This is a genomic window from Peristeroidobacter soli, from assembly GCF_004138485.1.
Lineage (GTDB): Bacteria > Pseudomonadota > Gammaproteobacteria > Steroidobacterales > Steroidobacteraceae > Steroidobacter > Steroidobacter soli.
In genome coordinates this window covers 67745-91375 of record NZ_RYEV01000004.1, presented here as the reverse complement: position 1 = coordinate 91375, position 23631 = coordinate 67745, and the positions used below count along the sequence as shown (strand labels likewise).

The following is a 23631-nucleotide window of genomic DNA, read 5'->3' as shown; positions in this document are numbered from 1 at the left end:
AGTTTATAGAAGCGCGGGGCGGCGGCGCTCAACCGCGGATCGATTGATTCTCGCTATTGGCAGCGCGGGTCAGGCGAGCTGGCCGCCGAGAAACTGCTCGTGCGTCGGCAGATGCTCGACCATGCCGGCGATCGCCGCCCTGGCCGTGCGCAGCGTCGCCTCGATGTGCGCGTAGTCGAGATTGTCGACGCGCGAGGAATAGCCGCGCGGCCGGATGCCCATGCCTTCGAACACGGACTGCCAGCTCGAGGCGCGGAACAGCTCATCCACGCCATCACGCATCGCGCCCTGACTCCTGAAGAGCTCGATGCGCTCGCGCAGCGAGTCGGGCAGGGGCAGTCGCTGGCAGGCCTGCCAGAAGGGGGAATCGTCACGGTTCGTCGCGCTGTAATGGAGCACGATGAAGTCGCGCACTTCTTCGTAATCGGTCGTCATGCGACGGTTGTATTCGCGGGCGAGCGCCGGATCGCAGTCGCGGCTCGGGAAGTAGCGCAGGAAGAAATCGATGCCACGCGCCATCATGTGAATGGCGGTCGCCTCCAGCGGCTCGATGAAACCGCTCGCGAGACCGATCGACAGGCAGTTGTGTTTCCACAGCTCGCGCCGATGCCCGCTCGTGAAGGGAATGACGCGCGGCTCATCGAGACAGGCACTGTCCAGGTTCCGCAACAGGGTCGATCTCGCCTCGGCGTCGCTGCAGAACCGGCTCGAATACACGTAGCCCTGGCCGATGCGTGACTGCAGTGGAATGCGCCACATCCACCCGGACTTCTGCGCGGTCGCGCGGGTGTAGGGAACGAGCGGTCCGCTGTTCTCGGTGCGCACGGCAATGGCGCGATCGCATGGCAGATAGCTCGACCAGTCGAGGGCCTCCACGCCGAGCGCCTTGCCGATCAGCAGGGCACGGGCGCCGGAGCAGTCGAGGAAGAAATCGCCGCGAACGGTGGTGCCGTCGGCGAGTGTGAGGTGATCGATGAAGCCATCGTCACGTCGATGCACGTCGGTGACCAGACCCTCGGTGCGTTTGACGCCGCGAGCTTCGCTGAAGCGCCGCAGGTACTGCGCGACCGCGTTCGCATCGACGTGCAGGGCGTAGTTGGCGCCACCGATCGGCGTGTTACGTGCGCTCGCGGGTGGAAAGAAACGACCGTTTTCCGCCATGACGTTGCATGGAGAGAAATCCTGCAGTGAGGAACGCTCGCCCATGGCCCGGGCCTTGAGCCAGCACTGATAGAACTCCTGCGTGCCGATCGGCTTGCCGATGACGCCGAAGGGATGGAAATAGGTGTCGGTGCGCTGCTGCCAGCCCACGAACTGGATGCCGAGCTTGTAGGTTGCGTTCGTGGCGCGGATGAAGTCCTTCTCATCGATGCCGAGGCGCTGAATCAGACCGACGAACGGCGGCACGGTGGATTCGCCGACGCCGATCGTGCCGATGTCCTCGGACTCGACCAGCTCGATCTCACACCGCTCGCGCTTCACGTGATGACGAAGCATGGCCGCGGCGAGCCACCCCGACGTGCCGCCTCCCACCACCACGATTTTGGACAACGGTTGCATCCGTCTACCAGTCCCGGTTCTCAATCATCACGCCGGGCGCCGCCGGCTCACGCTGCGTATTGTAATTCCAATACGCGGCGCTGCTGGCTTGAATTGCCCTTCGGAGCACGTCGATGGCCTTGTGCCGGGGATAGCTCACCCGCCAGGCGAGCACCAGGGTGCGTTTGGGGGCGGGCTCTGTCAAAGGCTTCATCACCAATATATCGGGCGAGTAGAGCGGGGCATGCGCGGCGGCCTGCGGCAGGATCGTCACCCCGAGGCCCGAGGCCACCATGTGACGCAGGGTTTCGAAGGTGCTGCCTCGCATGGCGCCGCGCAGGTTGGGCTCGGCGTCCGCGGGCCGAAGCTGCGGAAACGCGGCAAGAACCTGCTCGCGGAAGCTGTGGCCCTCATCGAGCAGCAGCACTTCGGCGGGGTCGAGATCCGCGATGTCGATGTTCGCTTTGCTCGCCAGGCGATGCCGGGCCGGCAGCAGCACCGTGAGCGGCTCATCGAACAGCGGCTGGGTGACGATGTCCGGCTCGCTGAACGGGCCGGTGATCAACAGGACATCGAGATCGCCGTTGCGCAGCTTTGCCGCCAGGGTCTGGGCCGCCGCCTCTTCGACGAACAGCGGCATGCCGCTCGCCATCTCCCGCAGCAGCGGAATGAACTGCGGCAACAGATAGGGACCGACCGTCGGCAACGTGCCGAGCGCAAGCGCTCCCTGTAATTGATTGGCGTCGCCGGCCGCGACGTCTTTGATCTCGGCGGTTCGCTCGAGCACCGCGCTCGCCATCGCGATGATGCGTGCGCCGAGCGGGGTGACCAGCACGCCCTGCTTGGCACGCTCGAACAGACTCACGCCGAGCTCGTCCTCGAGCTTCTTCACGGCGATGCTCAGGGTCGGCTGACTCACGTTGCAGCGCTCGGCCGCGCGGCCGAAGTGCTGCTCCTGACCCAGGGCGACGATGTAACGCAGTTCGGTGAGCGTCATGGTTTACAGGAGTGTAGGCGCCCGTTTGCTCATTGGCGATAGCTCGCCGGGTCAGCGTCCCAGCAGCAGCTGAGGTCGCGACGAACGACCTCGCGCGGATATTTCTTCCAGCCAGTGTCGCAATCGCTCCGGCACGATCAGCCGGTGCTGAGCGCGGGTGACTGCCACATAGAGCGCGGCGCTCGCGGCGGCGTAGTCGGACCTGCGTAGGTCCCAGACGCCCTCGACCAGCTCCGGCACGAGCATGACGCCTGAGAATTCCCGGTTGCGTACGTCGCCGATCAACCCCAGCGCGAACTTGCCGGGCGAGGTGAAGCGATCGACGGTGCGGGTCCAGTCTTCGGTGCCGTAGCCCTTCTGCAGCATCCGATCGATGCGCTGAAAGCCGGGGTTGTGTTGTTTGCTCTCGGCGAGCGCCTCCCACGATCCGAAGCGGAAGATCTCGCCGTGGCGGGGGCGGCTGCCATTCCGGCGCAGCTCGATGCAGTCGCTTACGAACATGGTGAGCTGTTGCCGGCTGCTGAGTAGCTCGAAATCCAATCCCTCGGCGGCGAGGCGCTGCGCCCACTCGAACAGGCCCCAGGTGTCGTTCACCAGAATGGCGGCCGGCTGGTCGGGGATGCGAGGGCGGTCGTAATAGATGATCTCGGTTCGATGCAGCGGGTTGCCGAGGAACGGCTCCTTCGTGTCGCCGGGATGCGCGGAGATGATCGGATTGACGATTCCTTCGAGCAACTGTCCCGAGCGCACGGAGGCGGTGACCGCGCGTTGGCGTACGACATTCGTGCGCTGCTGCGGACGGCCCTGCAGATTCTGATATTCATCGCCGAGGCTGATCACCGCCTGCGGGCTGCCATCGAGAATCTGCAGCATCGGTTTCCTCAGGTCGTGACATTCATCGATGAGCACGTGCGTGTAGCGCGCCGGAATCTTCCAGCCCTTGAGCGCCGCCCATTTGATTCGATGCTCGCCGCGCACCGGTGGCTGAAAGTCGCGCGAGGGCGGCAGCAGGATCGCATGCCACAGCTCGCTCGCGTGATGAAGGACGAGGCGTCTGGTGGCCGCATCGAGCGTCGAGAGATGACGCGCCGGAATGTGACTTTCATCGAGCTCCGCATCGCCGCTGTAGCAGAAGCTTGCGACCGTGCTGCGTACGATCACGACGAGATCGCGCGCCCGTAGCGTGTCGCTTGCGTGAATGCCCAAGTGACGGATGACGAGCTCATCGGGGATCGGCGCGGATGCTGAGTAGGGCAGACTCAGCCGCGCGTTGATGGGATCGGTCAGATCCGCCGGAATCATCTCGCGTGCGAGGGCATCGAAGCGTCGCGGATACACTTGAGGCAGCTCGCTCATGCCTGCGAGCAAGGCCTTCAGTTGCGTTTGTCGTTCCGCCAGCACCAGCACTCGCGCGTGGCGCAGCGTGCCCAGCAGCGACTTGATCAGATACGACTTGCCCGTCCCGGCATAGCCCTGCACGTGCAGGTGGTCGTCACTCTGCGCGCGAATCTCCCGATAGATGCGGGTCTGCTCGCGGGTCAGGAAGGCCGTTGTGCCCGAGGGCAGCAGGATCTGTTCTCGAAGCTCGTGATCGCGCGCGTTGTAGCGATCGCGACCGCCGCTGTCCCACTGACCCTCGCTCGTCAGGTACTCGCGCTTGTCTGCCTGGTCATCGTCCAGTAACGACAGGCCCAGATCGGGCAGCAGACTGTGACCGGCCCGAAGCTTCGCCCGATCGAGCGATTCGACCGCCTCATCGATCAGGGCGGCCGAACCGTCGCGCTCGACTTTCGCCTGGGCAGCCTTGATGGCTTCCATGAGCACGCGCTCGGCGAACACCGGGCCGTGTCGTGCGATCGTGGGCAGAGATTGCAGGAGCATCAGCGCCGCGAGCTGTGGCGCTCGTAAGTCTGCGAGAGAGGTCGCGAGGCTGTGCGCTTCGTTCAAGACCCGATTCAGCGCAGATTCGCTCAGGGGCAGGTACAGCGCCGGATCGGTCCTGGTCATGCGATCGCGGGGTGCGTTCGGTGCGGATGCCGTGTCGGTATCAGAGGAGCCGGGGCGGACGCTAAACAACGCGTAACCTATTGACCAGAGGGGACTGTGCTGGGTGCTGTGATTTGAAGTGCTTCCAGCGATACCCGCGCATCTTACCAGCGCCCGCAAGGATGCCGCCAGCCGCGGAGGACCACGGAATGCGGCCAGGCACAGCCCGCGTTGCTAGTCGCCGTTGGGGCGATATTGTGTGCTTCTGACGAGGAATCCTCCGTCGCTCCCGGATGTCATTCACTGACGGACCCGTGGCTCGTGTTTCCTGAATGCGACCTTGGATTTTTATATTTTTCGTGAGGTAGGGCGTGGGCGCAGCGGCGTGTGAAAAACATGGGACGCATCCGGGTGTGTCGTGCTGCGATCACGTCCGTCTCGCATCGAGCGCGGGTGCTGCCCTCATTTGTTTCGATACACTTAAGGTTGACATGATTGGCGATGGCACGGTGCTGGTCGGGCACCTGCTTTGCGGCGACTGTGCCACGCGATTTCAGTTGTCCGCCTCGAATCCGATTCCACCTGAGGTCTGGGAATCCGACGACAGGTTCCCTTATGTTTGTCCGGTGCGCGCAGTGTCTGTCGGAGTGGCAACGCCGAGGTTGAGATGCATCACGAGAAGCGATCGGCATCGATGGTTGTCGATGTAACTTACATATAAAACAAATAAATCCATCGAAAGATCTCTTGGAGCGCGCGTTCGTTATAATCCTCCTTGGGGTGTGCGCCGTGGCTTCACGGGCAAGCTAATAAAAACTCAGGGGGAGATATGGAACGGAATCGAACCTGTCTGACGGCGGTCAGTTGCCTGGTCGCGATGGGCTTTGTCATCAACGCCGACGCCACCATTCTGTATGACACGGCCGGTACGTATTTCATCAATACGACCGTCGACGACGACGTGCTCACGGACAATGCCGACGCCCACGTCGTGGTTGGCAATAATGGTGTGATACGCGGGAACGCCAGCAATCCAACGGTCTATCCGGGCGCCGTCAAGGTGCGGCGTGGCAGCCTTGAGGTGGCAGGGAACGGTCGGATCATCGCCGGCACGAACCCAAACGCGATCGACCTGACCAGCACCGGGGCGGTGGTCACGCTTCGCGACCAGGCATCCGTCACAGGGAATATTTATTCTGCGTCGCCGGGGTACAACCCTGAGTTGAGTAGTTCGGCGCGGTTGTTTGTACAAGATCACGCGGTGGTGAACGGCAACGTGACCCTCGGCGGCTTCATGCGAGTTCAGGATCAAGCGTTGATCCTAGGTGATGTTCGCGGTCAGGGGTTCACTACCCTGAATCTGGATCTGCGCGGCGGTACGATTGTCGGCGCCGTCGCTCTTGGAGGCGCGGATTTTCATCGGATCACGATGAGCGGCGGCGCCATTCTCGGCGGTGTTCACGGCCTTCCGAGCTGGCTCGATATGACCATGTCCGATGGCTATATCGACGGCGGCATCCGCACCAGCAATGTCGTCGGGAGCTTCCGGGGTGGCCAAGTGGTCGGCGGCATCTTCATCACGCCGAGCCAGGCCTCGGTCAGTTCGCTAAATATCACCGGCGGCGCGTTCGACGCGTACGGTGGCGATTGGTTGCTCGCATTTTCTGATTCTCACAGCTACTACAGTTCGACGGCGTTCTCGACGCTCGATATCTCGGGCGGTCAGTTCGGTTATGGGAATGCCGGCAACGGCTTCTTCATCGACGAATGGGTCAATTTCAACATCTACGGCCGCGATCTCGTCTACAGCAATGGCTGGCTCACGGGTTACCTGCAGGATGGAAACTGGTTCAACAATCAGTTGACCTTCGGCAGCAACTGGCATGGGACTCTCACCATTCACAATGTGCCGGAGCCCGGCACGCTGGCTTTACTCGCCGTGGGGCTGATCAGCATGGGGTGGGTGACGCGCCGTCGAGCGGGCCTCGCCAAGGTCCGGGCCCGAGCATGAAGAAGAGCAGGAGAATCGTTTGCGCGATGTTCGGGCTGCACCTGGCAGGAGGAATCGTAGAGGCCGAGGCGTCGATGGGTGCGCGGCCCCAGGATATCGCGACGATCTTTTGGCTCCCGCTCGCCGTGCTTCTATTTACGTGGTGCAAGTCGGATGTGGCGGAACGGAACATCAACAGTCCGCCGGGGGCGACCGTTCTGGTGGGGCTGCTTGCTCCCGTAGGTGTGCCGTATTACTTCTTCCGCGCGCTGCCGTGGCAGAAGGCCACGGTGGCGATAGTTCTGGCACTGCTGGCATTCATCGGAATGCAAGTGACTTGGCAGCTCGGCGTGGTTGTGGGCGAGCTCGTATGAGCATGCCCGACGAGCCGCTGGTCCATCGCGCATTGGGTGAGGTGCCGGCGCGATAGCGACCGCGCAAGCCTCGTTAGATGCCGATCCAAGGTGACGCAAGATTGCGCGTGCGGCGGTCTGGTAAGCGTCTGTCAGCCGATGACGACTCCCGGGATTGCCCTGCCGCAATGCGGCGTTCGATGACCGAAAAGAAAGTCAACTCAAAAAGTTGCGACGGAAGTCGCTTCGATTCCTTGACACACCCGCGGCGCATTACGCAAAATCCCGCGCCTTCGATTTGACCCACCTGTTCCCCGGTAGCTCAGTGGTAGAGCGACGGACTGTTAATCCGTTGGTCGCTGGTTCGAGTCCGGCCCGGGGAGCCACCTCCTAGTCTTAGGAGGTCCAAGGAAGGTCACCAAACGCTGCAAAAGTCTACAAATCCAGCGTTTCCAGATCCACCCGTATCTTCAGCGATCCGTTGACAGCGTACCATATTTGGGGGTACAGCTGGGGGTATCCCTCACAGCGCTCGGAGTGGTACCCCCAAATGCCACCGCTGACCGATTCGGCGATTCGTAGCCTTAAACCGCCCGAAAAAGCGGTGAAGCTCTTCGACGGTGGCGGGCTGTATCTGCTGGTGCAGCCCAACGGCGCGCGCCTGTGGCGGATGAAGTACCGCGTCGAGGGGCGCGAAAAGCTCCTTAGCTTCGGTCAGTACCCCGATGTGCCGCTTAGGAGCGCGCGGGAGCGTCGCGACGAAGCGCGACGACTGATCGCCGCCCGCGTTGATCCGAGCGCCAAGCGCAAAGCCGAGCGCGCTGCTACGTCCGACACGTTCGAGGCGATTGCGCGCGAATACTTGGAGCTGAAGTCAAAGAGCCTCAGCGCACGCACATTCGCCAAGAAGCTCGGCCGTTTCGAGGCGTTCGCCTTCCCTTTCATTGGCAAGCTGCCAATCACTTCGATTGCGGCGCCGCAGTTGCTCGCGGCCCTGCGCCGGATTGAGGAGCGCGGGAATCATGAGACGGCGCATCGAGTGCGCGCAGAATGCGGAGAAGTCTTCCGCTACGCCATCGCGACCGGGCGCGCGGAGCGTGATCCGACCGGCGACCTGCGCGGCGCGCTCGCTCCGGTCGTCGTTCGCAACCACGCCGCCATCACCGAACCCGTGAAGATTGGCCAGCTACTGCGCGCCATTGACGGCTACCAAGGTCAGCCAGCGACGGAATTCGCATTGAAGCTGCTGCCACTCGTGTTCGTCCGGCCAGGCGAACTGCGTGCTGCCGAGTGGTCGGAGTTCGACCTGGATGCTGCCGAGTGGCGGATTCCAGGGAGTCGCATGAAGATGCGCGAGCCGCACATCGTCCCGCTCTCTCGCCAGGCCGTCGCCCTTCTCCGTGACTTGCACCCGCTGACTGGCTCAGGTCGCTACGTTTTCCCGTCGCTTCGGGGCGGCGATCGGCCGATCAGCAACAATACCTTGAACGCGTCATTGCGTCGGCTGGGCTATACGGGCGACGAAATGGTGTCGCATGGGTTCCGTTCGATGGCCTCGACATGCTTGAACGAACAAGGCTGGCATCCTGATCTGATCGAGCTTCAGCTGGCGCATGCCGAGCGCAACAAAGTTCGCGCAGCGTACAACCGCGCAACTCGCCTGACCGAACGACGAAAGATGATGCAGGCGTGGGCGGACTACCTCGACACGCTGCGCGCCGGCGCAGAGATCATACCTTTTCGCCGGACGGCGGATTGAGCCACCGGCCTCTCACGTGAGCCGCATCGTCTCGCTCTTTGCCTTTGCGAGTCGGGACCAGCGCATTTGTTGCGTCTACGCGATCATATGGATTCTATGCGGCTCCACACGCCGCCATCCTCGGAAAACCATGTATAGCCCGGCGCACGTTTTCCATGGATGAAGTGCCCTCGCTCTTTTGGGACACCGCTATCCCACCAAGACTCATATGAGCCATCGTGTTCGGCGTTGCGAAAATGCGCACACAGCGTCAGGACTCCGTCTGGGCTCCACTCTCGGAGTTGGCCGCTTAGCTTTCCGTGCACATAATCTCCTTCAGAAAAAAGAGCGCCGTTCTCATACCACCTTCGGGCTAGTCCGTGCCTCACGCCACGGACCAGAGGGCATTCGAACTCAAGAGCGCCCGACGAAAAGTGATTTCTTTCGTAGTCCATACTATTCAATCGACGGTCCAACTCACATTTTTCTCAAGCCCAACACGTCCGCCATCATGCGCGCGCGTTTCGCACGTCGCCTGCATAGGCTTGTTGGGCCGCCTTATCGCAACCAAGCGCGCCAACCTTCCATCGTCCGAACAAAGAGACGGTCTTGATCAACGATCTGTGCTCCGATTGGAAACGTAAACCCGTGAACTCCGTTAATCGTGACAATGATTTTTCCAGAAGCGACTTGCGCACCACTTTTGAGCTGGCCGAAGCCCAGCTGAACGTACTCCACACTCGTTAGCGAGCCAAGAGGGCGCCCCACTGATGGGTCTGTTGGATCGAGAGACAAAGAGGCTCGCCAATGAACTTGATTGTTTCCAGCTTGTGCGGCGAATGAATCCAGTGATCTAAAAACCATCAGTGCGTCGGTGCCTTTCGCTAATGCCACGTAAGCGCCGCTATCCATATAGTGCGCATTGACCACATCGGATGAGTTAACGATCAGTTCAATGAGTGCCGTTCCGGAGCCGACAATTTGCGCCCCTGGCTTCGCAAGCTCTAATGCCTGCTGATCAGACAGCTCCTTTTCATGACGATCAACAAGAAATGTTGCGACCTGAACAAGACCACCGATGAATACAAGTCCGATGGCTGTCCATTGCAACCAGAAACCAAGGACGCGAAGCAGAGCTACATCATTCCACACCGGATAGATCCTCCTCGGCCCACCGTCGCCGTTAACCCCGGGACGCGTCTTACGCACGCGTGCACCGCATTTGTTATGCTTTCAATCCCAAATGCTTCTCAGCCTGCGTCTTGACGAACGCGGTAAGAAGCTCCGTTGCCGCCAACTTTAGAGTGGACATGGAGGCGTCCCTGAAACCGGACTTCAGAATCTGCGCGATCTCCTTTCGGTTCAGTGCGTCCGCAAACTCATGTCCAGCAGCCGAGAGGCGCAGCGGCCGGCTGATCCATTCAAAGTTTCCGCTGATTGCGATCACGTAACCGATATTCTTGTCCTTGTTGAGGCGCTCCACGAACGATTGGTCTTCGAGCAGTTGCATGTGAAACAGGAACTTGTCGTCGATGGCAATACTTTCCTTCTGAAAATCGCCCAATTCCACAAACGACCGCGGCGAATCGAGGAAGACACCGAGCAGTGTGCGCAAATAGTCCTGATCAATTCTCATGCTGAATCTCTAAAAAGCATTAACTGCGCCGCTCTGCCGCGAGCATAGGCGCGTCGCTGCATAGGTCGGATCAGCGCATTATTCGGGTCTGCCGCCATGCTTGAATGTGCCGTCGCCCTAGCCAACTGCGCCGATTGGGACGAGCTTGCCAAAGAAGTCGCTGCCAAGAAAGCCGACCAAGAATCCAACCAGAAGACCGCCCCAGAAGTCTTCAACGGTAATGATCGGTTGCGCCTCACCGGTTTTGCGCGAGGAGTAAATAACGGCCACTACCGAGAGGATCGCCGTGAGTGTGACCCCTGCGATAAACGCGACCCCCACGGACGAAAAGAATGTTGGACCCTGGTCACGCAAACCACTCGCTACTGGTCCGACAACAGAGCCGACAATTGCGCCAATGCAGTTCGCCAGGAGTGGAGGCCGAAGAGTAAATCTCACCTGAAAGGTGTGATGATGAATCTCTCCGTTGTATCTGTATTTCACTTGGCCGGGGAAAACCAAGTCACCACCCGCAGCGAATAGCCAGCGGCGCACTACTGCAGAGAATGAGTAAGTTCCAGACTCACCAGGAACTAACGTGAAAACGGCCGTGTTGTAGTCAGTTTTGCCGTCACCCCAAACCATACCAGCCCCGGGAGCACTGACACCAGCCCTCCACGCGCGATGCGAAAGGAAAGCGCGTTTTAGGAAATTTGATCTCGTCTCTTCAAAGCGATTTCTATATGCCTGCTCGCCAACCCATTGCACCTGAAATGGCACGTGATACGACAGCTGAAGTACCTCTATATTACCTTCATGGTTGTTTTCAAACGTCGTCGTCAAAGTAAATGGCGTACCAGCTACCACAAACGGCTGCGCAATTGATACGTCTACTTTCAGTGCCGACACAGACATATAAATCCTAGATGCGATGCGTGAGTGAAATATCGTCCGTCAAGACTCGATGTTCTAATGTAGCTGAACTGCACGCGATTGTTAGCCGTGACTGAACTTCGCAAGCAAAAACTGCTCGACGAAGCCAATGACACTGCTTACATCAGGTTCTGAAATCTTGCTCCAATCAGCGTGCAAGGCGAAGTTCCGTATTCGCGGCATGGTATCCAACAGGGATTTCTGCGCTCCTGCCACAAGACCCTTGGACTTGAGCGCGTTGACCACGTCCTGCATTGATTTGTCATTTGCAGCTATCCCCTCCGCGGTGGCGTATCGCTTTAGCGCGTCTTCTAGGGCAGCGCAAGCTAACACAGCCGCGACATCCTTATGTCCTTCAGCCAACGATTGCCGAGCAAGCGCGACAAAGTCTCCGAAAACCTCGCCAGAAACCCTTAAATCGACATCGAAGACATAACCTCCCTCAAAATCCTCTTTGGCACTTAGGAAGACCGCCCGAAGTGTTTCGACTTCGTAGTCGCTGCCTGAGCACTTCTCGTACACCGTTACAAAGTTCTTGTAGTGAGGCGAGGCCTCACCGAACACCGCCAAAACAAGATTTTGAACACTTGTAGCCCACCGATGCCACTGTCCGTTCGGGACGTAGCGCCCAGAGTGCTGGCTCGAAACATATGGGATGGAGCTATAGCTTTTCTCGAGCTCCCCAAATCGCCGAGCAAATGTCTCGTTCAACATGGTTCTTTCCTGGCTAACCGGACATAGACGACCGAAGTCGCGCAATTCACGACGACCTGCGGCGCCCTTATTTGTGAGTGTTGTTGCGCAGAACACGATCTAGTAGCTAGTGAAGGTCGGCAGGATAGGAGCTTCCCGTAAGCCCGACAGAATCGTCAAGACTTCCGCAGCGTAATACTGCGGTAACAGCTCACGCGCCCTAAGCAACCACGGATTCAGACGGAAGCAGCCATCCTCAGACGCTGCGCATAGACACTCGCGACATAACGCCGTGGCCGTGCCAGGCCCGAGATCCAATGACGTCGCCATGGAGCGGGCAGACTATCGTGCTGAACTCAAGGCTAGTGGGCATAGCCTCCCGATCAGGCGCGGCGCCGAATGTTTAATCATGACCAATATCCCAACTCCGGAGATTGGCATCTAACAATCGGCTCACGTGATTCCGCAGCCCCTCGCAGGCACGCAACAATGCCCGCAAGTCGTCAAGAGTCGGGCCGGCAACGTGGATACCCTGATTTATACCCCGGGCGATTTGATTGAGGTTACGACCGGTGGCGCTGAGTTCCCCGATTGCCTGATTGAGCAGTACTCGCTCCTGCTTCAAGAGCGGGGCAACCCCTCGCAGATGGCTCCGAATCACCACAGAAGCATAGGTCGCACTTGGAAGGCCACGCGCGGTGGCGCGCTCACGCAGTAGAAGGCGATCTCCCGGTTCTAGTCTCACGGATAGGCGCGCATGCCGCTGTATCCTCTCCTCAACAGGTGGAAGCTGCTCTACCACTGAACTGCGCAGCACGACGTCCAAGAGCTGCTTCACGAGAGCAGACTCAGTGATCTGCTCTCGTTGCGCGATCCGCCGGACCAGGGCTTTCATCTCCGGTGTCACTCGACATTGAATGAATGCGTCCGCTTTCATGGACGTATCGTGTGACACGAGCAGCCGAAAGGCTATCCTGCCAATCTCTCGCCTTTGTTCAAAAACGCACCGCTCGCATGTTTGTATGCTTCCCCGCGAAACATGTTTGTGCGACTCAGGCCCGATCGGTTTGTGGAGTTTCGGCAGCCACCTGACATCAGCGACACCTGTCGCGTTCTGTCGCAGGCTGTTGCATCGTGCGCGCACGAGCAAGCCTGCAATCTGTTTTTGACGAAAGAGGACAAGAAGGCCCGTTGGTGGATGCCCGTGGTACGCCTAAGATCATCACCAGTTCATCGCTAAACGCGGAGACTGCAATGGCGTCCATGCGGCACGAGACAACTCCGGCGACTGCATTGGGCTCAGGTACGCAACCGCAGCGGCTGCTACGGCTTCGTGATGTCTGCCACGCTACCGGGCTGTGCCGATCCATGATCTATAAATTGGAGGCAGAGGATAGATTTCCTCAGCGCGTGAAGATCGGATCTCGGGCGGTCGGCTGGGTCGAGGGAGAAGTGGCCGATTGGGTCGCGGGCAGGATTGCTTCGAGCCGCACGGAACACCGAAAGAGCCCAATCTCCTCTCGTTGAATTGGGGCTGGGGCACCCGCCGTAGTGGCGCGGCTGGGAGGGCTCCGACGCTCACGCCGGAGCCGCCGCCTCCCTGATGATCTTCAATCCGTCCGGTCAGTCGCACCCCCTTGCGCAACGAAGTACGCGGTAAGCGCTCCGATAACCTCCTCCACCAGCGTCCGAGCCGACCTGATGACCGACGCGATGGCGCCTGGGTAGTGCTCGATGTTCTCGGGCTGCGCCAGGTCTTCGGCGATCTTGAGGAGATCGATCGCTTGCTTCAGGCAGGCCAGCTCATCCGTGATCGGCCTGTGCGTCATCGCGCCCATCCCTGACGGCAGTTGCCATCTTCGAGTACGTCGATGATCCGGATGACGAAGCGCTGTTGAGTCTTCGACAGTGCCTGCAACCGCTCCGCGTGTCTCACACAACGCGGAGACAGACGCCCCTTCCTGATGTGCAGCGGCTTCGACAGACCGACCATGCTCTCGACCGAGATCGCGAATACTCTCGCGAGCTTGGCAAGCACGAGGACCGAGATACGACGCTCGCCGAGTTCGTACGCGAACACCGCCTGCTGGGATACGCCGATAGCGCGTGCCAGCTCCGCTTGCGTCATGCCTCGCGACTTGCGGAGCGCCGTGACGTGCGCCCCGAGTGCCTTGAAGTAGGCGCGACTTTCCTGCTTGATCATGGCCGCACCTCCATGTCGCCGACCTCGGACGCGATGAAGCTCACCGCATCCGCCACGTCCTCGATCATCTCCACCGCGACGCTGACCGCGTCGGCCAAGCTAAACTTAAAGTCCTCCTCGTATTCCGCCACGTATTGAATACACGCCAGGACGGCGGCAGCCCTCTGCAGACGCCGAAGCTGACCGTTTAGGCGTTCCCGAACCGATTCCTCTTGCTCGCTCATGCCAGACCGCCCCGCCGTCCGAGGATGGACGGCGCATAGGCAGCCAGCGGCAACGGGATAGAATCTCCAGCAGCCATGACTTGCACCTCGTTTGTGCAGGTTTTTGGTTAGCCGCCAGTCGTGGTTGCACCCACGGCTGGCGGCGCTCTTGCGACCACTGGTAAGATGCGGGGGTATTGCTGGGGGTACACGAAATCAGATCACCCAGCTCAGTCCTCTCCGGTCAATAGGTTACGCGTCGTTTAGCGTCCGGCCCGGGAGCCACCTCCTGATCCAAGGAGGTCACCAATCGCCGCAATACTCTGCTACAGAGTGCTTAAGCGAGCAGGCGTCCCACCATCGTCAGTGGACTGGCCAATAGGGCGCATACGGCTCCCCTTGCGGCTAGAGCCCGCTCCAGGTCAGGCCGCTTGCGCGGCCCGGAGCGTCTTTTCCATGCGCTTCAGCGACTCTTCCAGATTCTTCATGCTGGTCGCGAAGGACAGGCGCATGTGATTGGGCGCGCCGAAGCCGCTGCCCGGCACGACGGCGACGCCGCCGTGAATGAGCAGGTGCTCGGCGAAGGCGTTGTCATCCTTCACGCCGACGATCTTCATCGCCTTCTCGACATGCGCGAACGCGTAGAACGTGCCGGCGCCTTCCAGGCAGGTGACCCCGGGGAGCTTGTTCAACCCCGCGACCACGAAATCGTGGCGCGCCTTGAACGACTTGTTCATCTCGCGCACGCAGTCCTGATCGCCATTGAGCGCGGTGATCGCCGCCTTCTGCGCGATCGAGGAGGGGTTCGAGGTGCTCTGGCTCTGAATCGTGGACATCGCGGTGACGATCTCGATCGGACCGCCGCAGTAGCCGATGCGCCAGCCCGTCATCGCGTACGCCTTCGATACGCCGTTGGTCGTCACGATGCGGTCATACAGCTCGGGACACACCTGCGCGAGGCTCACGAACGGCTCTTTAGCCCAGTAGATGTGCTCGTACATGTCATCGGTGCAGATGACGACCTGCGGATGTTTGACGAGCACATCGCCCAGCGCCCGCAGCTCGGCGGCGGAGTAGGCGGCGCCGGTCGGGTTGCTCGGGCTGTTCAGAATGAAGAGGCGCGTCTTCGGCGTGATCGCGGCTTCCAACTGCGCCGGCGTGAGCTTGTAGCCCTGCTCGGGGCCCGCGTAGGGCATCACGGGAATGCCATCGGCGAGCAGCACCATGTCCGGATACGACACCCAGTAGGGGGCGGGCACGACGACTTCATCGCCCGGATCGACGACCGCGAGGATCAGATTGAAGATGGTCTGTTTCGCGCCGGTCGAGACCAGGATCTGATTGCGCTTGTAGTCGAGCGCGTTCTCGCGCTTGAACTTCGCGATGATCGCGTCTTTCAGCTCAGCGACGCCTTCGACGGGCGTGTAGCGCGTGAAACCCTTGCGGATGGCCTCGACGCCCGAGTCCGCGATGTGCAGCGGCGTGTCGAAATCCGGCTCACCGACGCCCAGGCTGATGATGTCCTTGCCTTCCGCCTTCAGCTGCGCGACGCGCCCGGTCAGGGCGACGGTCGGGGAGGGCTTCACACGCTGGACGCGCTTCGAAACTGGTAGACTCACGGCGACACCGAGTGACTTGAAAATCATGGAAAATCCCTGACAAAGGTCGGGACGTTTTCGTGCGATTGTAGAGCGATTCGCCGCCCGGCTCTATACGAAAGGCCCCGCCCTGGAGTGGAAACGGGCCGTTCGAGCCCCAACCCTCGTGAGCCTCCATGCCCGTCGCACCTCGCTCGCTGCAAACCATGACCGATAAACCGGCCCAGACTCCGTTCGCGCTCAAGGCGGATTTCAAGCCCTCCGGCGATCAGCCCACGGCCATCGCCAAGTTGATCGAGGGTATCGAGGCGGGGCTCGCGCACCAGACGCTGCTCGGCGTGACGGGCTCGGGCAAGACCTTCACCGTCGCGAACGTCATCCAGCAGATCCAGCGTCCGACGCTGGTGCTTGCGCATAACAAGACGCTGGCCGCGCAGCTGTACGGTGAGTTCAAGGAATTCTTCCCGGACAACGCGGTGGAATATTTCGTCTCGTATTACGACTACTACCAGCCCGAGGCATATGTGCCGTCCTCGGACACATACATCGAGAAGGACTCCTCGATCAACGAGCACATCGAGCAGATGCGGTTGTCGGCGACCAAGGCGATCCTCGAGCGGCGCGATGCCATCATCGTCGCGACGGTCTCTGCGATCTATGGCCTGGGTGCGCCCGAGACGTATCTGTCGATGGTGCTGCATCTCTCACGCGGCGAGCACATCGATCAGCGCGCGATCCTGCGTCGCCTGACCGACATGCAATACAAGCGCAACGAGCTCGATCTCACGCAGGGCACGTATCGCGTGCGTGGCGATGTGATCGATATCTTCCCGGCCGAATCCGAGCGCGAGGCGTTGCGGGTCGAGCTGTTCGACGATGAGATCGACTCGCTGATGCTGTTCGATCCGCTGACCGGCGAGATCCAGCGCAAGATCCCTCGCTACACCGTGTTCCCGGGCACGCACTATGTGACGCCGCGCGACCGGCTGGTGCTCGCGGTCGATCACATTCGCGATGAATTGCACGACCGGCTGATCGAGCTCAAGAACGCGGGCAAGCTGCTCGAAGCGCAGCGGCTGGAGCAGCGCACGCGCTTCGACATCGAGATGATCCGCGAGCTCGGCTACTGCAACGGCATCGAAAACTATTCGCGCTTCTTGTCGGGGCGCGAGCCGGGCGAGCCGCCGCCGTGTTTGTTCGACTATCTGCCGCAGGATGCGCTGCTCGTCATCGACGAGAGTCACCAAACCATTCCGCAGCTGGGCGCGATGTTCAAGGGCGATCGGTCGCGTAAGGAAACCCTGGTGGAATACGGTTTCCGCCTGCCCTCGGCGCTCGACAACCGGCCGCTGCGCTTCGAGGAGTGGGAGCGCCTCGCGCCCCAGGCCATCTTCGTCTCGGCGACGCCCGGGCGGTATGAGCTCGAGCATTCCGGCGGAGAAATCGTCGAGCAGTTGGTGCGCCCGACCGGTCTCGTCGATCCGGAAGTCGAAGTGCGTCCGGTGCGCACTCAGGTCGACGATGTGCTCTCCGAGATCAAGCTGCGGGTGGAGAAGGATGAGCGCGTGCTGATCACGACGCTCACCAAGCGCATGGCGGAGGATCTCACCGAGTATCTCGATGAGCACGGCGTGAAGGTGCGCTATCTGCACTCGGACATCGACACCGTCGAGCGCATGGAGATCATTCGCGATCTGCGCCTGGGCAAGTTCGATGTGATTGTGGGCATCAACCTGCTGCGCGAGGGGCTCGACATGCCGGAGGTGTCGCTCGTTGCGATTCTCGATGCGGACAAGGAAGGTTTCCTGCGGTCGGAGAACTCCCTGATCCAGACGATCGGCCGCGCGGCGCGCCACCTGAACGGCAAGGCGATCCTATACGCGGACCGGGTCACGGGCTCCATGCAGAAGGCGCTCGAGGAAACCTCCCGTCGTCGCGCCAAGCAGCTCGCGTTCAATGAAGCGAATGGCATCACGCCGCGCGGGATCAAGAAGGCGGTCGCCGACATTCTGGAAGGCGCGCATTCAGACGCAAGCCGGGGACCGGCACGCAAGATTGCGGACGCGATGCCCGACTATTCGAGTCTCACACCCGATCAGGTGATGCGCCGGATCAAGAAGCTCGAAGCCGAGATGTTGAAGCACGCCCGGAACCTCGAATTCGAGGAGGCGGCGAAGCTTCGCGATCAGATCTCGACCTTGCGCAAGGCGAGCCTGGGACTCGCGACGAGCAAGGCGGGGTAGGCCGCACCTCGTTCACCACGGCTTGCGATGCAGGCGATCGACGCCGTCGCAATGACTGCGTGCGCACCCATCCGCCATAGAGGGCAAGTCACTGAATCGAGGCGATGAGGGTGGTGCGCGCGACAGGGATCGAACCTGTGACCCCTACCATGTCAAGGTAGTGCTCTACCGCTGAGCTACGCGCGCATCCGGGCGGATCGAAAGGGGCGCAGAGAATAGCGGCGAGTCGGGGTGGTGGCAAGCAGCAGCGCCTCGATTCTCCGACCGCGGCTCTGGTCATCGCCGATTCCGGGCACGATTCGCGCCGGATCGACGGGCGAATTGGCCCGCCGACCCGGATCCCGAAGCCCTTAGAAATTGCAGCTCGGCTGGTGATAGACCGCGACGTGGATCGAGGGCGGGCCACATTGACCGATCGAATTGCAGCCTTGCACGTACACTTCTCCATTGGAGAGATTGGTCTGCGCATAGGTCCACAGACTCGGCGTCTGGGCAACGTCCCACAGCGTGCCACCGGCGATGGCAGTGACGCGGTAAATCACCGCGTACGGAACGGCGCCCCAGTCGACGCGCCACTCAGAGGTTCTTGCGCCATTGACCACGGGGCACGCGCCTGTGAACACCGCGACGATCGGAAACGGAGCGGCGGCCGGCACCGGCGGTGCCGGCACCCCGATCGGAGGCGGCTGCTGGCCGGGCGGGATGTTGTTGTACATGGCATCGAACTGCGCGTTCACGGCGTTGAGCAACGCCGTCTCGTTCGCTCTCACCGACTGCTGCAGCGCTGTCCGCAGGTCGATCAGATCGATCTTTCCGCTGCCATCGAAATCCCGGAGCGTCTGGCCGACCTGAAGTAACAATTCGAGGAACCGCTGTGCATTCAGGCCCGCGGCAGTAAACACCTGGTAGAAGTATTTGCTGATGGCGCGCCCGGCTTGGTGAAGGTCCGGCGCCTGACTCATGTAGTAAAACGAGGTGACCGCCGGATCATCCAGTCGACGCTGCGTCGTCGTGCCGTCCGCATAGGTCCACACGGTGCCGTAGGACACTTCGGTGGTCGGATCGATGTTCATCGCCACGCCGACAGAGATCAGATCACCGAAGGCTTCCTCAAATGCCGTCTCGAACTCTCGGCCGGGCTGGTTGTAAGTCGATTTCCAATTGAAATTTGTGCCGGAAGTCACCAGGATATGATGCCCAAGTTCGTGCCAGACGACCTCCGCGTTTCTAAGAAGGGTGCTGGTCGTATTCGAAACGATCGACTCGGTCGCGGTGTTGTACTCGGCGGCGCTGGTCGCTGAGTTGGTTTGATAGACCACATCGACGGTCCGATCGCCTCCACCGATGATGGGCGCCGGCACCTTGTTGAGCGCGATATCCGCGTGCTTCATCGCATTGTTCGCGCCTTGCGCGTTGGCATTGCCGCACCCGGCGGGATAGCCGCCATCCTTCGGGCGCACGATGGTCACGCAGCCCGCCGCCGCGCCATAGGAATTGTCCCAGATGAGCCAGGCATTGCTATCGGAGCAGGTGGTCGGATTCGCGGGGCCCGGATCGGCCTGATAGCGCGAGCAGACGCGCCAACCGAACGCCTGCGGATTGATCAGCACCGTCGCCTGACCCGAGTGCGCGTTGACGTGCACGCTGACCGCCCGGCCGGCAGGCAAGGGGCGCAGCGCGAGCGTGTAGTACGCAGCCAGACTCGCATCGGTCTCTCGCTCATACTGCAAGGTGACCGGGCCGAGCACCTCATACTCGGAGACCGCTCCCTTCGTTTCTTTCTCCACCTCGCGGATCGCGGCCTTGCGCGCGTCCTCCTCTGACATGACGGGCAGATCGCTTGCCTGCGACGGGTCGACAAACTGGGTCGTGATCTCGATGACTTTACCGGTGGCATCGAGCATCAGCTGGTTGGAGCCCATCACCGGAATGTTCCGGATCGTCTGCTGGAAATCGATGAGCCTGCCGCGCGAGGATGAGTGGATGCCGCGAATTCGCAGCTGCAGCTGATCGGGCGCGTAGTTCACATCGGCCAGCGCGCGCAGCACCGAGGCCACCGCCTGCGCTGACGGCTCGCCCGTCAGCGTGCCGAGCTGGCCGCCTTCTGCTTTGAAGTAGCGCCCCGACTGACTGGCAAACGCCCGCGTGGGCTGAATCTGCGCGAGTCGCTCCAGTTGAATGTGCCGTTGCTCCATCGCGGCATCCAGGCTGCCGGCCTGCTCGATCTGCCGGTATCGGGCGGTGCCGGTCGCATCTTTGGTGCCCACTTTGTGGACCGACACTTGTCCGCTGCCTGCCGGCAGCAAGCGATAGGTCGCCTCCGGGGTGACGAGGGTTCCCACGACGCGATCCAGGCCGACCGTGAAGCGTGCATAGGCGCCGGGTACGTTCAGCACGGCCGCGGTGACGTAGCGATCGATCGTGTTGGGACTGTAGGTCTCAGCGATCACCGCGAGTTTGAGCGTGCGCCCCTCGAGCGTGACGGTGAATGGAAGGGCGGCCGTTGGCCGCGACTCGCCACCGATCGAGAACTGTCCTGGCTGAGATCGGTTGGCCAGGGGCGCGCGGAGCAGTTTTGGATCCAGATCGATCAGCTGCAGTGCCTGCGGTTCGCCGGCAGCGAGAGATTTCGCATTCACCGCCGCCAGGGTTTCGGGCGTGCTCGTGCTCTTCAGTGGCTGCTCACGCGACAGATCGATCGGCACGGTGCGCGCCAGCGCCGGGATGGTACTGGGCTCGGGCAGGATGGGAAGTTGTTGGGAAAAAGCGAGCGGGACCTGAGCTATCAATGCGGCGCATACGAGTGCGCGTCTCCAAATCGTCATTCTGGCCTCCTTGATGACTACTCCATACAGGTCGATGAGTTGAGTTTTGGTCGATCTGTGATCTCTTTCATGAGCCTCCCCGCGGCAGCATCATAGAAGTGCGCCGATCGGTATGCCAGTCGCGCTTGATGGCTCGGCAGAGCACTGATCAGTGGCCCGCTGCGTGTGAGCCGCAACGTCGCTCGGCACGGATGCCCAAGGCGTCATCGCTGAATTTCAGACGCGTGTGCGAACACGAGGGTGTGAAACATCACGGCCCGGAACGTCTGCGCGAGCGATGGGGCGTCACGCCGTCGCTGTTTTGGTCCACAGTTGGCTGAAGTGCAGCCGCCTCGAAAAAATCTCAATGTGTTTTTAAAGGCGACGCGTCGGGAGGCCGGCCTTCGGTCGGCCCGCGGCCGCTGTGAGTCGGTGAGGGCGGTGAGCCATGGCAGCCGCGCGGAGCGGTTCGTCAACGAGCGACGCTCGTCGGATCGGGCAAGCGGTGGTGCGACCCGTCGACAACGATGCGCGGAGCGACTTCAATGAGCGGGGACGCCTTCTTCGCGACGCTTCGGCGATCTTCGGGCGCGGCGGGGAGGCATGGCCTCGCGCCGGTGAGCGGCGAAAGTCGAGACCTGGCGAATCGACCCGCGGTGACTGGGCCAACCCCCTGAATCGGCTGCACAATCGCGGGGCCCGTGACCCGCACGGCTGGCACTCGCAGGTCCGGTTGCCTGCCATAACGCACCCGGGCATACTGCGCGTCCTTTTTGTCGCCGCTAACGGCTTGAATTCCTTCGTCTCATGCCTGTAATCACCCTGCCCGACGGCAGTCAGCGCACCTACGCAGAACCGGTTTCGGTCGAGAAAGTCGCTGCCGATATCGGCGCAGGCCTCGCGAAAGCCGCGCTCGCGGGCAAGGTCGACGGCCGTCTCGTCGACACGTCCCATCTCATCGAGAAGGACGCGCACCTCGCGATCGTCACGGGCCGCGATGCCGAAGGCATCGACGTCATTCGTCATTCGACCGCGCACCTGCTCGCGCAGGCGGTCAAGCAGCTGTTTCCCGAAGCGCAGGTCACGATTGGCCCGGTGATCGAGGACGGCTTCTTTTATGACTTCGCCTACAAGCGCCCGTTCACGACCGAGGATCTGACCGCGATCGAGACTCGCATGCACGAGCTCTCGGACGCCGATCAGAAAGTCAGCCGCCGTGTGATGAGTCGCAACGATGCGGTGAAGTTCTTCCAGGATCAGGGCGAGATCTATAAGGCCGAGATCATCGCGAGCATTCCGGAGAAGGAAGACATCAGTCTGTACGGGCAGGGCGACTGGGTCGACCTGTGCCGCGGCCCGCACGTGCCGAGCACCGGCAAGCTGAAGGCGTTCAAGTTGATGAAGGTCGCGGGCGCCTACTGGCGCGGCGATTCGCGCAACGAAATGCTCCAGCGCATCTATGGCACCGCCTGGGGCGATGAGAAGGCGCTGAAGGCGTATCTCACGCGGTTAGAGGAGGCCGAGAAGCGCGATCACCGCAAGCTCGGCAAGGAACAGGATCTGTTCCACTTCCAAGAAGAAGCCCCTGGCGCCGTGTTCTGGCATCCGAAGGGCTGGACGCTGTTCCAGAATCTGATCGCCTACATGCGCCAGTACCAGGGTCGGGCTGGCTGGCAGGAAGTGAGTGGGCCGGAAGTCATGGACGTGAAGCTGTGGGAGGCCTCGGGGCATCTCGCAACGTTCGGCGAGAACATGTACTTCACCGAAGTGGAGAAGCGGAAGTTCTGCCTGAAGCCCATGAACTGCCCGGGCCACGTGCAGATCTTCAACCAGGGCCTGCGCAGCTATCGCGATCTGCCGCTGCGGTTCTGCGAGTTCGGCAAGGTGCACCGTTATGAGCCTTCCGGCGCATTGCACGGACTGATGCGCGTGCGCGCCTTCACGCAGGACGACGGCCATAGCTTCGTCGCGATGGATCAGCTGTTCGATGAGGCCGTGAATCTGACCAAGCTGATTCTCGGCATTTACGCCGACTTCGGCTTCACCGACGTGCGCATCAAGTTCTCGGATCGCCCGCCCAAGCGCGTGGGCTCGGATGAGGTGTGGGATCAGTCGGAAGCCGCGCTCAAACAAGCGGTTACCGCCGCCGGCCTCGAATACACCTTGAATCCCGGCGAGGGCGCCTTCTACGGGCCGAAGCTTGAATTCGTGCTTCGCGACGCCATTGGGCGGGACTGGCAGTGCGGCACCCTGCAGGTCGACTTGAACATGCCTGGCCGGCTCGGCGCCCACTACATTGGCGAGGACGGTCAGAAGCACACCCCGGTGATGTTGCACCGGGCGATGTTCGGCTCGCTGGAGCGCTTCACGGGCATTTTGATCGAGCATTTCGCGGGCAGGTTGCCGACCTGGCTCGCGCCGGTGCAGGCCGTAGTGATGAACATCACGGACGGCCAGGCGCAGTACGTGCAAAGCGTCACTGAAACCCTGAGAAATCAGGGGCTTCGCGTGACTTCGGACTTGCGCAATGAAAAAGTCGGCTTTAAGATTCGCGAACACACCCTGCAGCGGGTGCCTTACCTATTGGTAGCGGGCGATCGCGAAGCAGGTTCGAATTCTCTGGCCGTACGCACGCGCAGTGGCAAAGATCTCGGGGCGATGCCCGTCGAGGTGTTGGCCGCGAAGCTTGCCGAAGAGGTCGCGAGCCGCGGCCAGACTAGTTTGGAGGTATAACGC

20 protein-coding genes and 2 tRNA genes are annotated in these 23631 nt (G+C 61.3%); 7 read left to right on the top strand and 15 right to left on the bottom strand.

Annotation, left to right across the window (positions count from 1 at the left end; translation table 11 throughout):
* Positions 1 to 69: 69 nt before the first annotated feature.
* From EKO19_RS16140 to EKO19_RS16130, 3 genes are read right to left on the bottom strand one after another with little or no spacing between them, the layout of a single operon-like run.
* Positions 70 to 1560 carry a tryptophan halogenase family protein gene (locus EKO19_RS16140; RefSeq protein WP_129777499.1) on the bottom strand — a complete coding sequence of 497 codons (1491 nt, stop codon included), beginning with the start codon at positions 1558 to 1560 and terminating at the stop codon, positions 70 to 72.
* Between the two features lie 4 nt (positions 1561 to 1564).
* Positions 1565 to 2536 carry a hydrogen peroxide-inducible genes activator gene (locus EKO19_RS16135; RefSeq protein WP_129777498.1) on the bottom strand — a complete coding sequence of 324 codons (972 nt, stop codon included), beginning with the start codon at positions 2534 to 2536 and terminating at the stop codon, positions 1565 to 1567.
* Positions 2537 to 2587: 51 nt separating this feature from the next.
* Positions 2588 to 4543, bottom strand: coding sequence for a hypothetical protein (locus tag EKO19_RS16130; RefSeq protein ID WP_129777497.1), 1956 nt, complete (start codon positions 4541 to 4543; stop codon positions 2588 to 2590).
* 856 nt (positions 4544 to 5399) lie between these two features.
* Between EKO19_RS16130 and EKO19_RS16125 the strand changes: the two genes are divergently transcribed.
* The 4 genes from EKO19_RS16125 to EKO19_RS16110 all read left to right on the top strand — a co-directional run bounded on the left by EKO19_RS16125 (position 5400) and on the right by EKO19_RS16110 (position 8624).
* The gene (locus EKO19_RS16125) at positions 5400 to 6533 is read left to right on the top strand and encodes a PEP-CTERM sorting domain-containing protein (protein WP_157995287.1); all 1134 of its coding nucleotides are present in this window, start codon (positions 5400 to 5402) and stop codon (positions 6531 to 6533) included.
* Entirely contained in the window at positions 6530 to 6886 is a 357-nt protein-coding gene (locus tag EKO19_RS16120; RefSeq protein ID WP_129777495.1) for a hypothetical protein, read from the top strand. Before EKO19_RS16125 ends, EKO19_RS16120 begins: the two co-directional genes overlap by 4 nt.
* Positions 6887 to 7176: 290 nt before the next feature.
* Positions 7177 to 7251: transfer RNA gene (locus EKO19_RS16115), tRNA-Asn, on the top strand.
* 164 nt (positions 7252 to 7415) lie between these two features.
* Entirely contained in the window at positions 7416 to 8624 is a 1209-nt protein-coding gene (locus EKO19_RS16110; RefSeq protein WP_129777494.1) for a tyrosine-type recombinase/integrase, read from the top strand.
* An 83-nt stretch (positions 8625 to 8707) separates the two neighbouring features.
* Here the strand turns inward: EKO19_RS16110 and EKO19_RS39880 are convergent, their stop codons facing one another.
* The 6 genes from EKO19_RS39880 to EKO19_RS16080 all read right to left on the bottom strand — a co-directional run bounded on the left by EKO19_RS39880 (position 8708) and on the right by EKO19_RS16080 (position 12781).
* Positions 8708 to 9058 (bottom strand): toxin-antitoxin system YwqK family antitoxin, encoded by a 351-nt coding sequence (locus tag EKO19_RS39880; protein ID WP_129777493.1) that lies wholly within the window; start codon positions 9056 to 9058, stop codon positions 8708 to 8710.
* A 103-nt stretch (positions 9059 to 9161) separates the two neighbouring features.
* Positions 9162 to 9755, bottom strand: coding sequence for a hypothetical protein (locus tag EKO19_RS16100; protein WP_129777492.1), 594 nt, complete (start codon positions 9753 to 9755; stop codon positions 9162 to 9164).
* A gap of 73 nt (positions 9756 to 9828) precedes the next feature.
* The gene (locus EKO19_RS16095; RefSeq protein WP_129777491.1) at positions 9829 to 10239 is read right to left on the bottom strand and encodes a DUF2513 domain-containing protein; all 411 of its coding nucleotides are present in this window, start codon (positions 10237 to 10239) and stop codon (positions 9829 to 9831) included.
* A 117-nt stretch (positions 10240 to 10356) separates the two neighbouring features.
* A complete protein-coding gene (locus EKO19_RS16090; protein WP_129777490.1) occupies positions 10357 to 11127 on the bottom strand; it encodes a hypothetical protein in 771 nt (256 codons plus the stop codon).
* 87 nt (positions 11128 to 11214) lie between these two features.
* On the bottom strand, positions 11215 to 11865 hold the full coding sequence (locus EKO19_RS16085) for a DUF4145 domain-containing protein (protein WP_129777489.1): 651 nt from the start codon (positions 11863 to 11865) through the stop codon (positions 11215 to 11217).
* Between the two features lie 382 nt (positions 11866 to 12247).
* A complete protein-coding gene (locus EKO19_RS16080) occupies positions 12248 to 12781 on the bottom strand; it encodes a plasmid mobilization relaxosome protein MobC (RefSeq protein ID WP_129777488.1) in 534 nt (177 codons plus the stop codon).
* Positions 12782 to 13098: 317 nt separating this feature from the next.
* Here EKO19_RS16080 and EKO19_RS39520 point away from each other — a divergent pair, with 317 nt between their 5' ends.
* On the top strand, positions 13099 to 13371 hold the full coding sequence (locus EKO19_RS39520; RefSeq protein ID WP_322095750.1) for a helix-turn-helix transcriptional regulator: 273 nt from the start codon (positions 13099 to 13101) through the stop codon (positions 13369 to 13371).
* Positions 13372 to 13454: 83 nt separating this feature from the next.
* On the opposite strand, the gene EKO19_RS16070 is transcribed toward EKO19_RS39520, so the two are convergent.
* The 4 genes from EKO19_RS16070 to EKO19_RS16055 all read right to left on the bottom strand — a co-directional run bounded on the left by EKO19_RS16070 (position 13455) and on the right by EKO19_RS16055 (position 15869).
* On the bottom strand, positions 13455 to 13673 hold the full coding sequence (locus EKO19_RS16070) for a hypothetical protein (RefSeq protein WP_129777487.1): 219 nt from the start codon (positions 13671 to 13673) through the stop codon (positions 13455 to 13457).
* Entirely contained in the window at positions 13670 to 14047 is a 378-nt protein-coding gene (locus EKO19_RS16065; protein ID WP_129777486.1) for a helix-turn-helix transcriptional regulator, read from the bottom strand. The genes EKO19_RS16070 and EKO19_RS16065 overlap by 4 nt, the downstream gene beginning before the upstream one ends.
* Positions 14044 to 14271 carry a hypothetical protein gene (locus EKO19_RS16060; RefSeq protein WP_129777485.1) on the bottom strand — a complete coding sequence of 76 codons (228 nt, stop codon included), beginning with the start codon at positions 14269 to 14271 and terminating at the stop codon, positions 14044 to 14046. Before EKO19_RS16060 ends, EKO19_RS16065 begins: the two co-directional genes overlap by 4 nt.
* A 401-nt stretch (positions 14272 to 14672) precedes the next feature.
* The gene (locus EKO19_RS16055) at positions 14673 to 15869 is read right to left on the bottom strand and encodes a pyridoxal phosphate-dependent aminotransferase (RefSeq protein WP_129778489.1); all 1197 of its coding nucleotides are present in this window, start codon (positions 15867 to 15869) and stop codon (positions 14673 to 14675) included.
* Between the two features lie 185 nt (positions 15870 to 16054).
* Here EKO19_RS16055 and uvrB point away from each other — a divergent pair, with 185 nt between their 5' ends.
* The gene (gene uvrB, locus EKO19_RS16050) at positions 16055 to 18091 is read left to right on the top strand and encodes an excinuclease ABC subunit UvrB (protein ID WP_129778488.1); all 2037 of its coding nucleotides are present in this window, start codon (positions 16055 to 16057) and stop codon (positions 18089 to 18091) included.
* Between the two features lie 111 nt (positions 18092 to 18202).
* On the opposite strand, the gene EKO19_RS16045 is transcribed toward uvrB, so the two are convergent.
* Both EKO19_RS16045 and EKO19_RS16040 read right to left on the bottom strand, forming a co-directional pair.
* Positions 18203 to 18277, bottom strand: a tRNA-Val gene (locus EKO19_RS16045).
* 164 nt (positions 18278 to 18441) lie between these two features.
* Positions 18442 to 20916, bottom strand: a complete 2475-nt coding sequence (locus EKO19_RS16040) for a hypothetical protein (RefSeq protein WP_175597084.1) — start codon at positions 20914 to 20916, stop codon at positions 18442 to 18444.
* A 786-nt stretch (positions 20917 to 21702) separates the two neighbouring features.
* Between EKO19_RS16040 and thrS the strand changes: the two genes are divergently transcribed.
* Positions 21703 to 23628, top strand: a complete 1926-nt coding sequence (gene thrS, locus EKO19_RS16030; RefSeq protein ID WP_129777482.1) for a threonine--tRNA ligase — start codon at positions 21703 to 21705, stop codon at positions 23626 to 23628.
* Positions 23629 to 23631 lie beyond the last annotated feature (3 nt).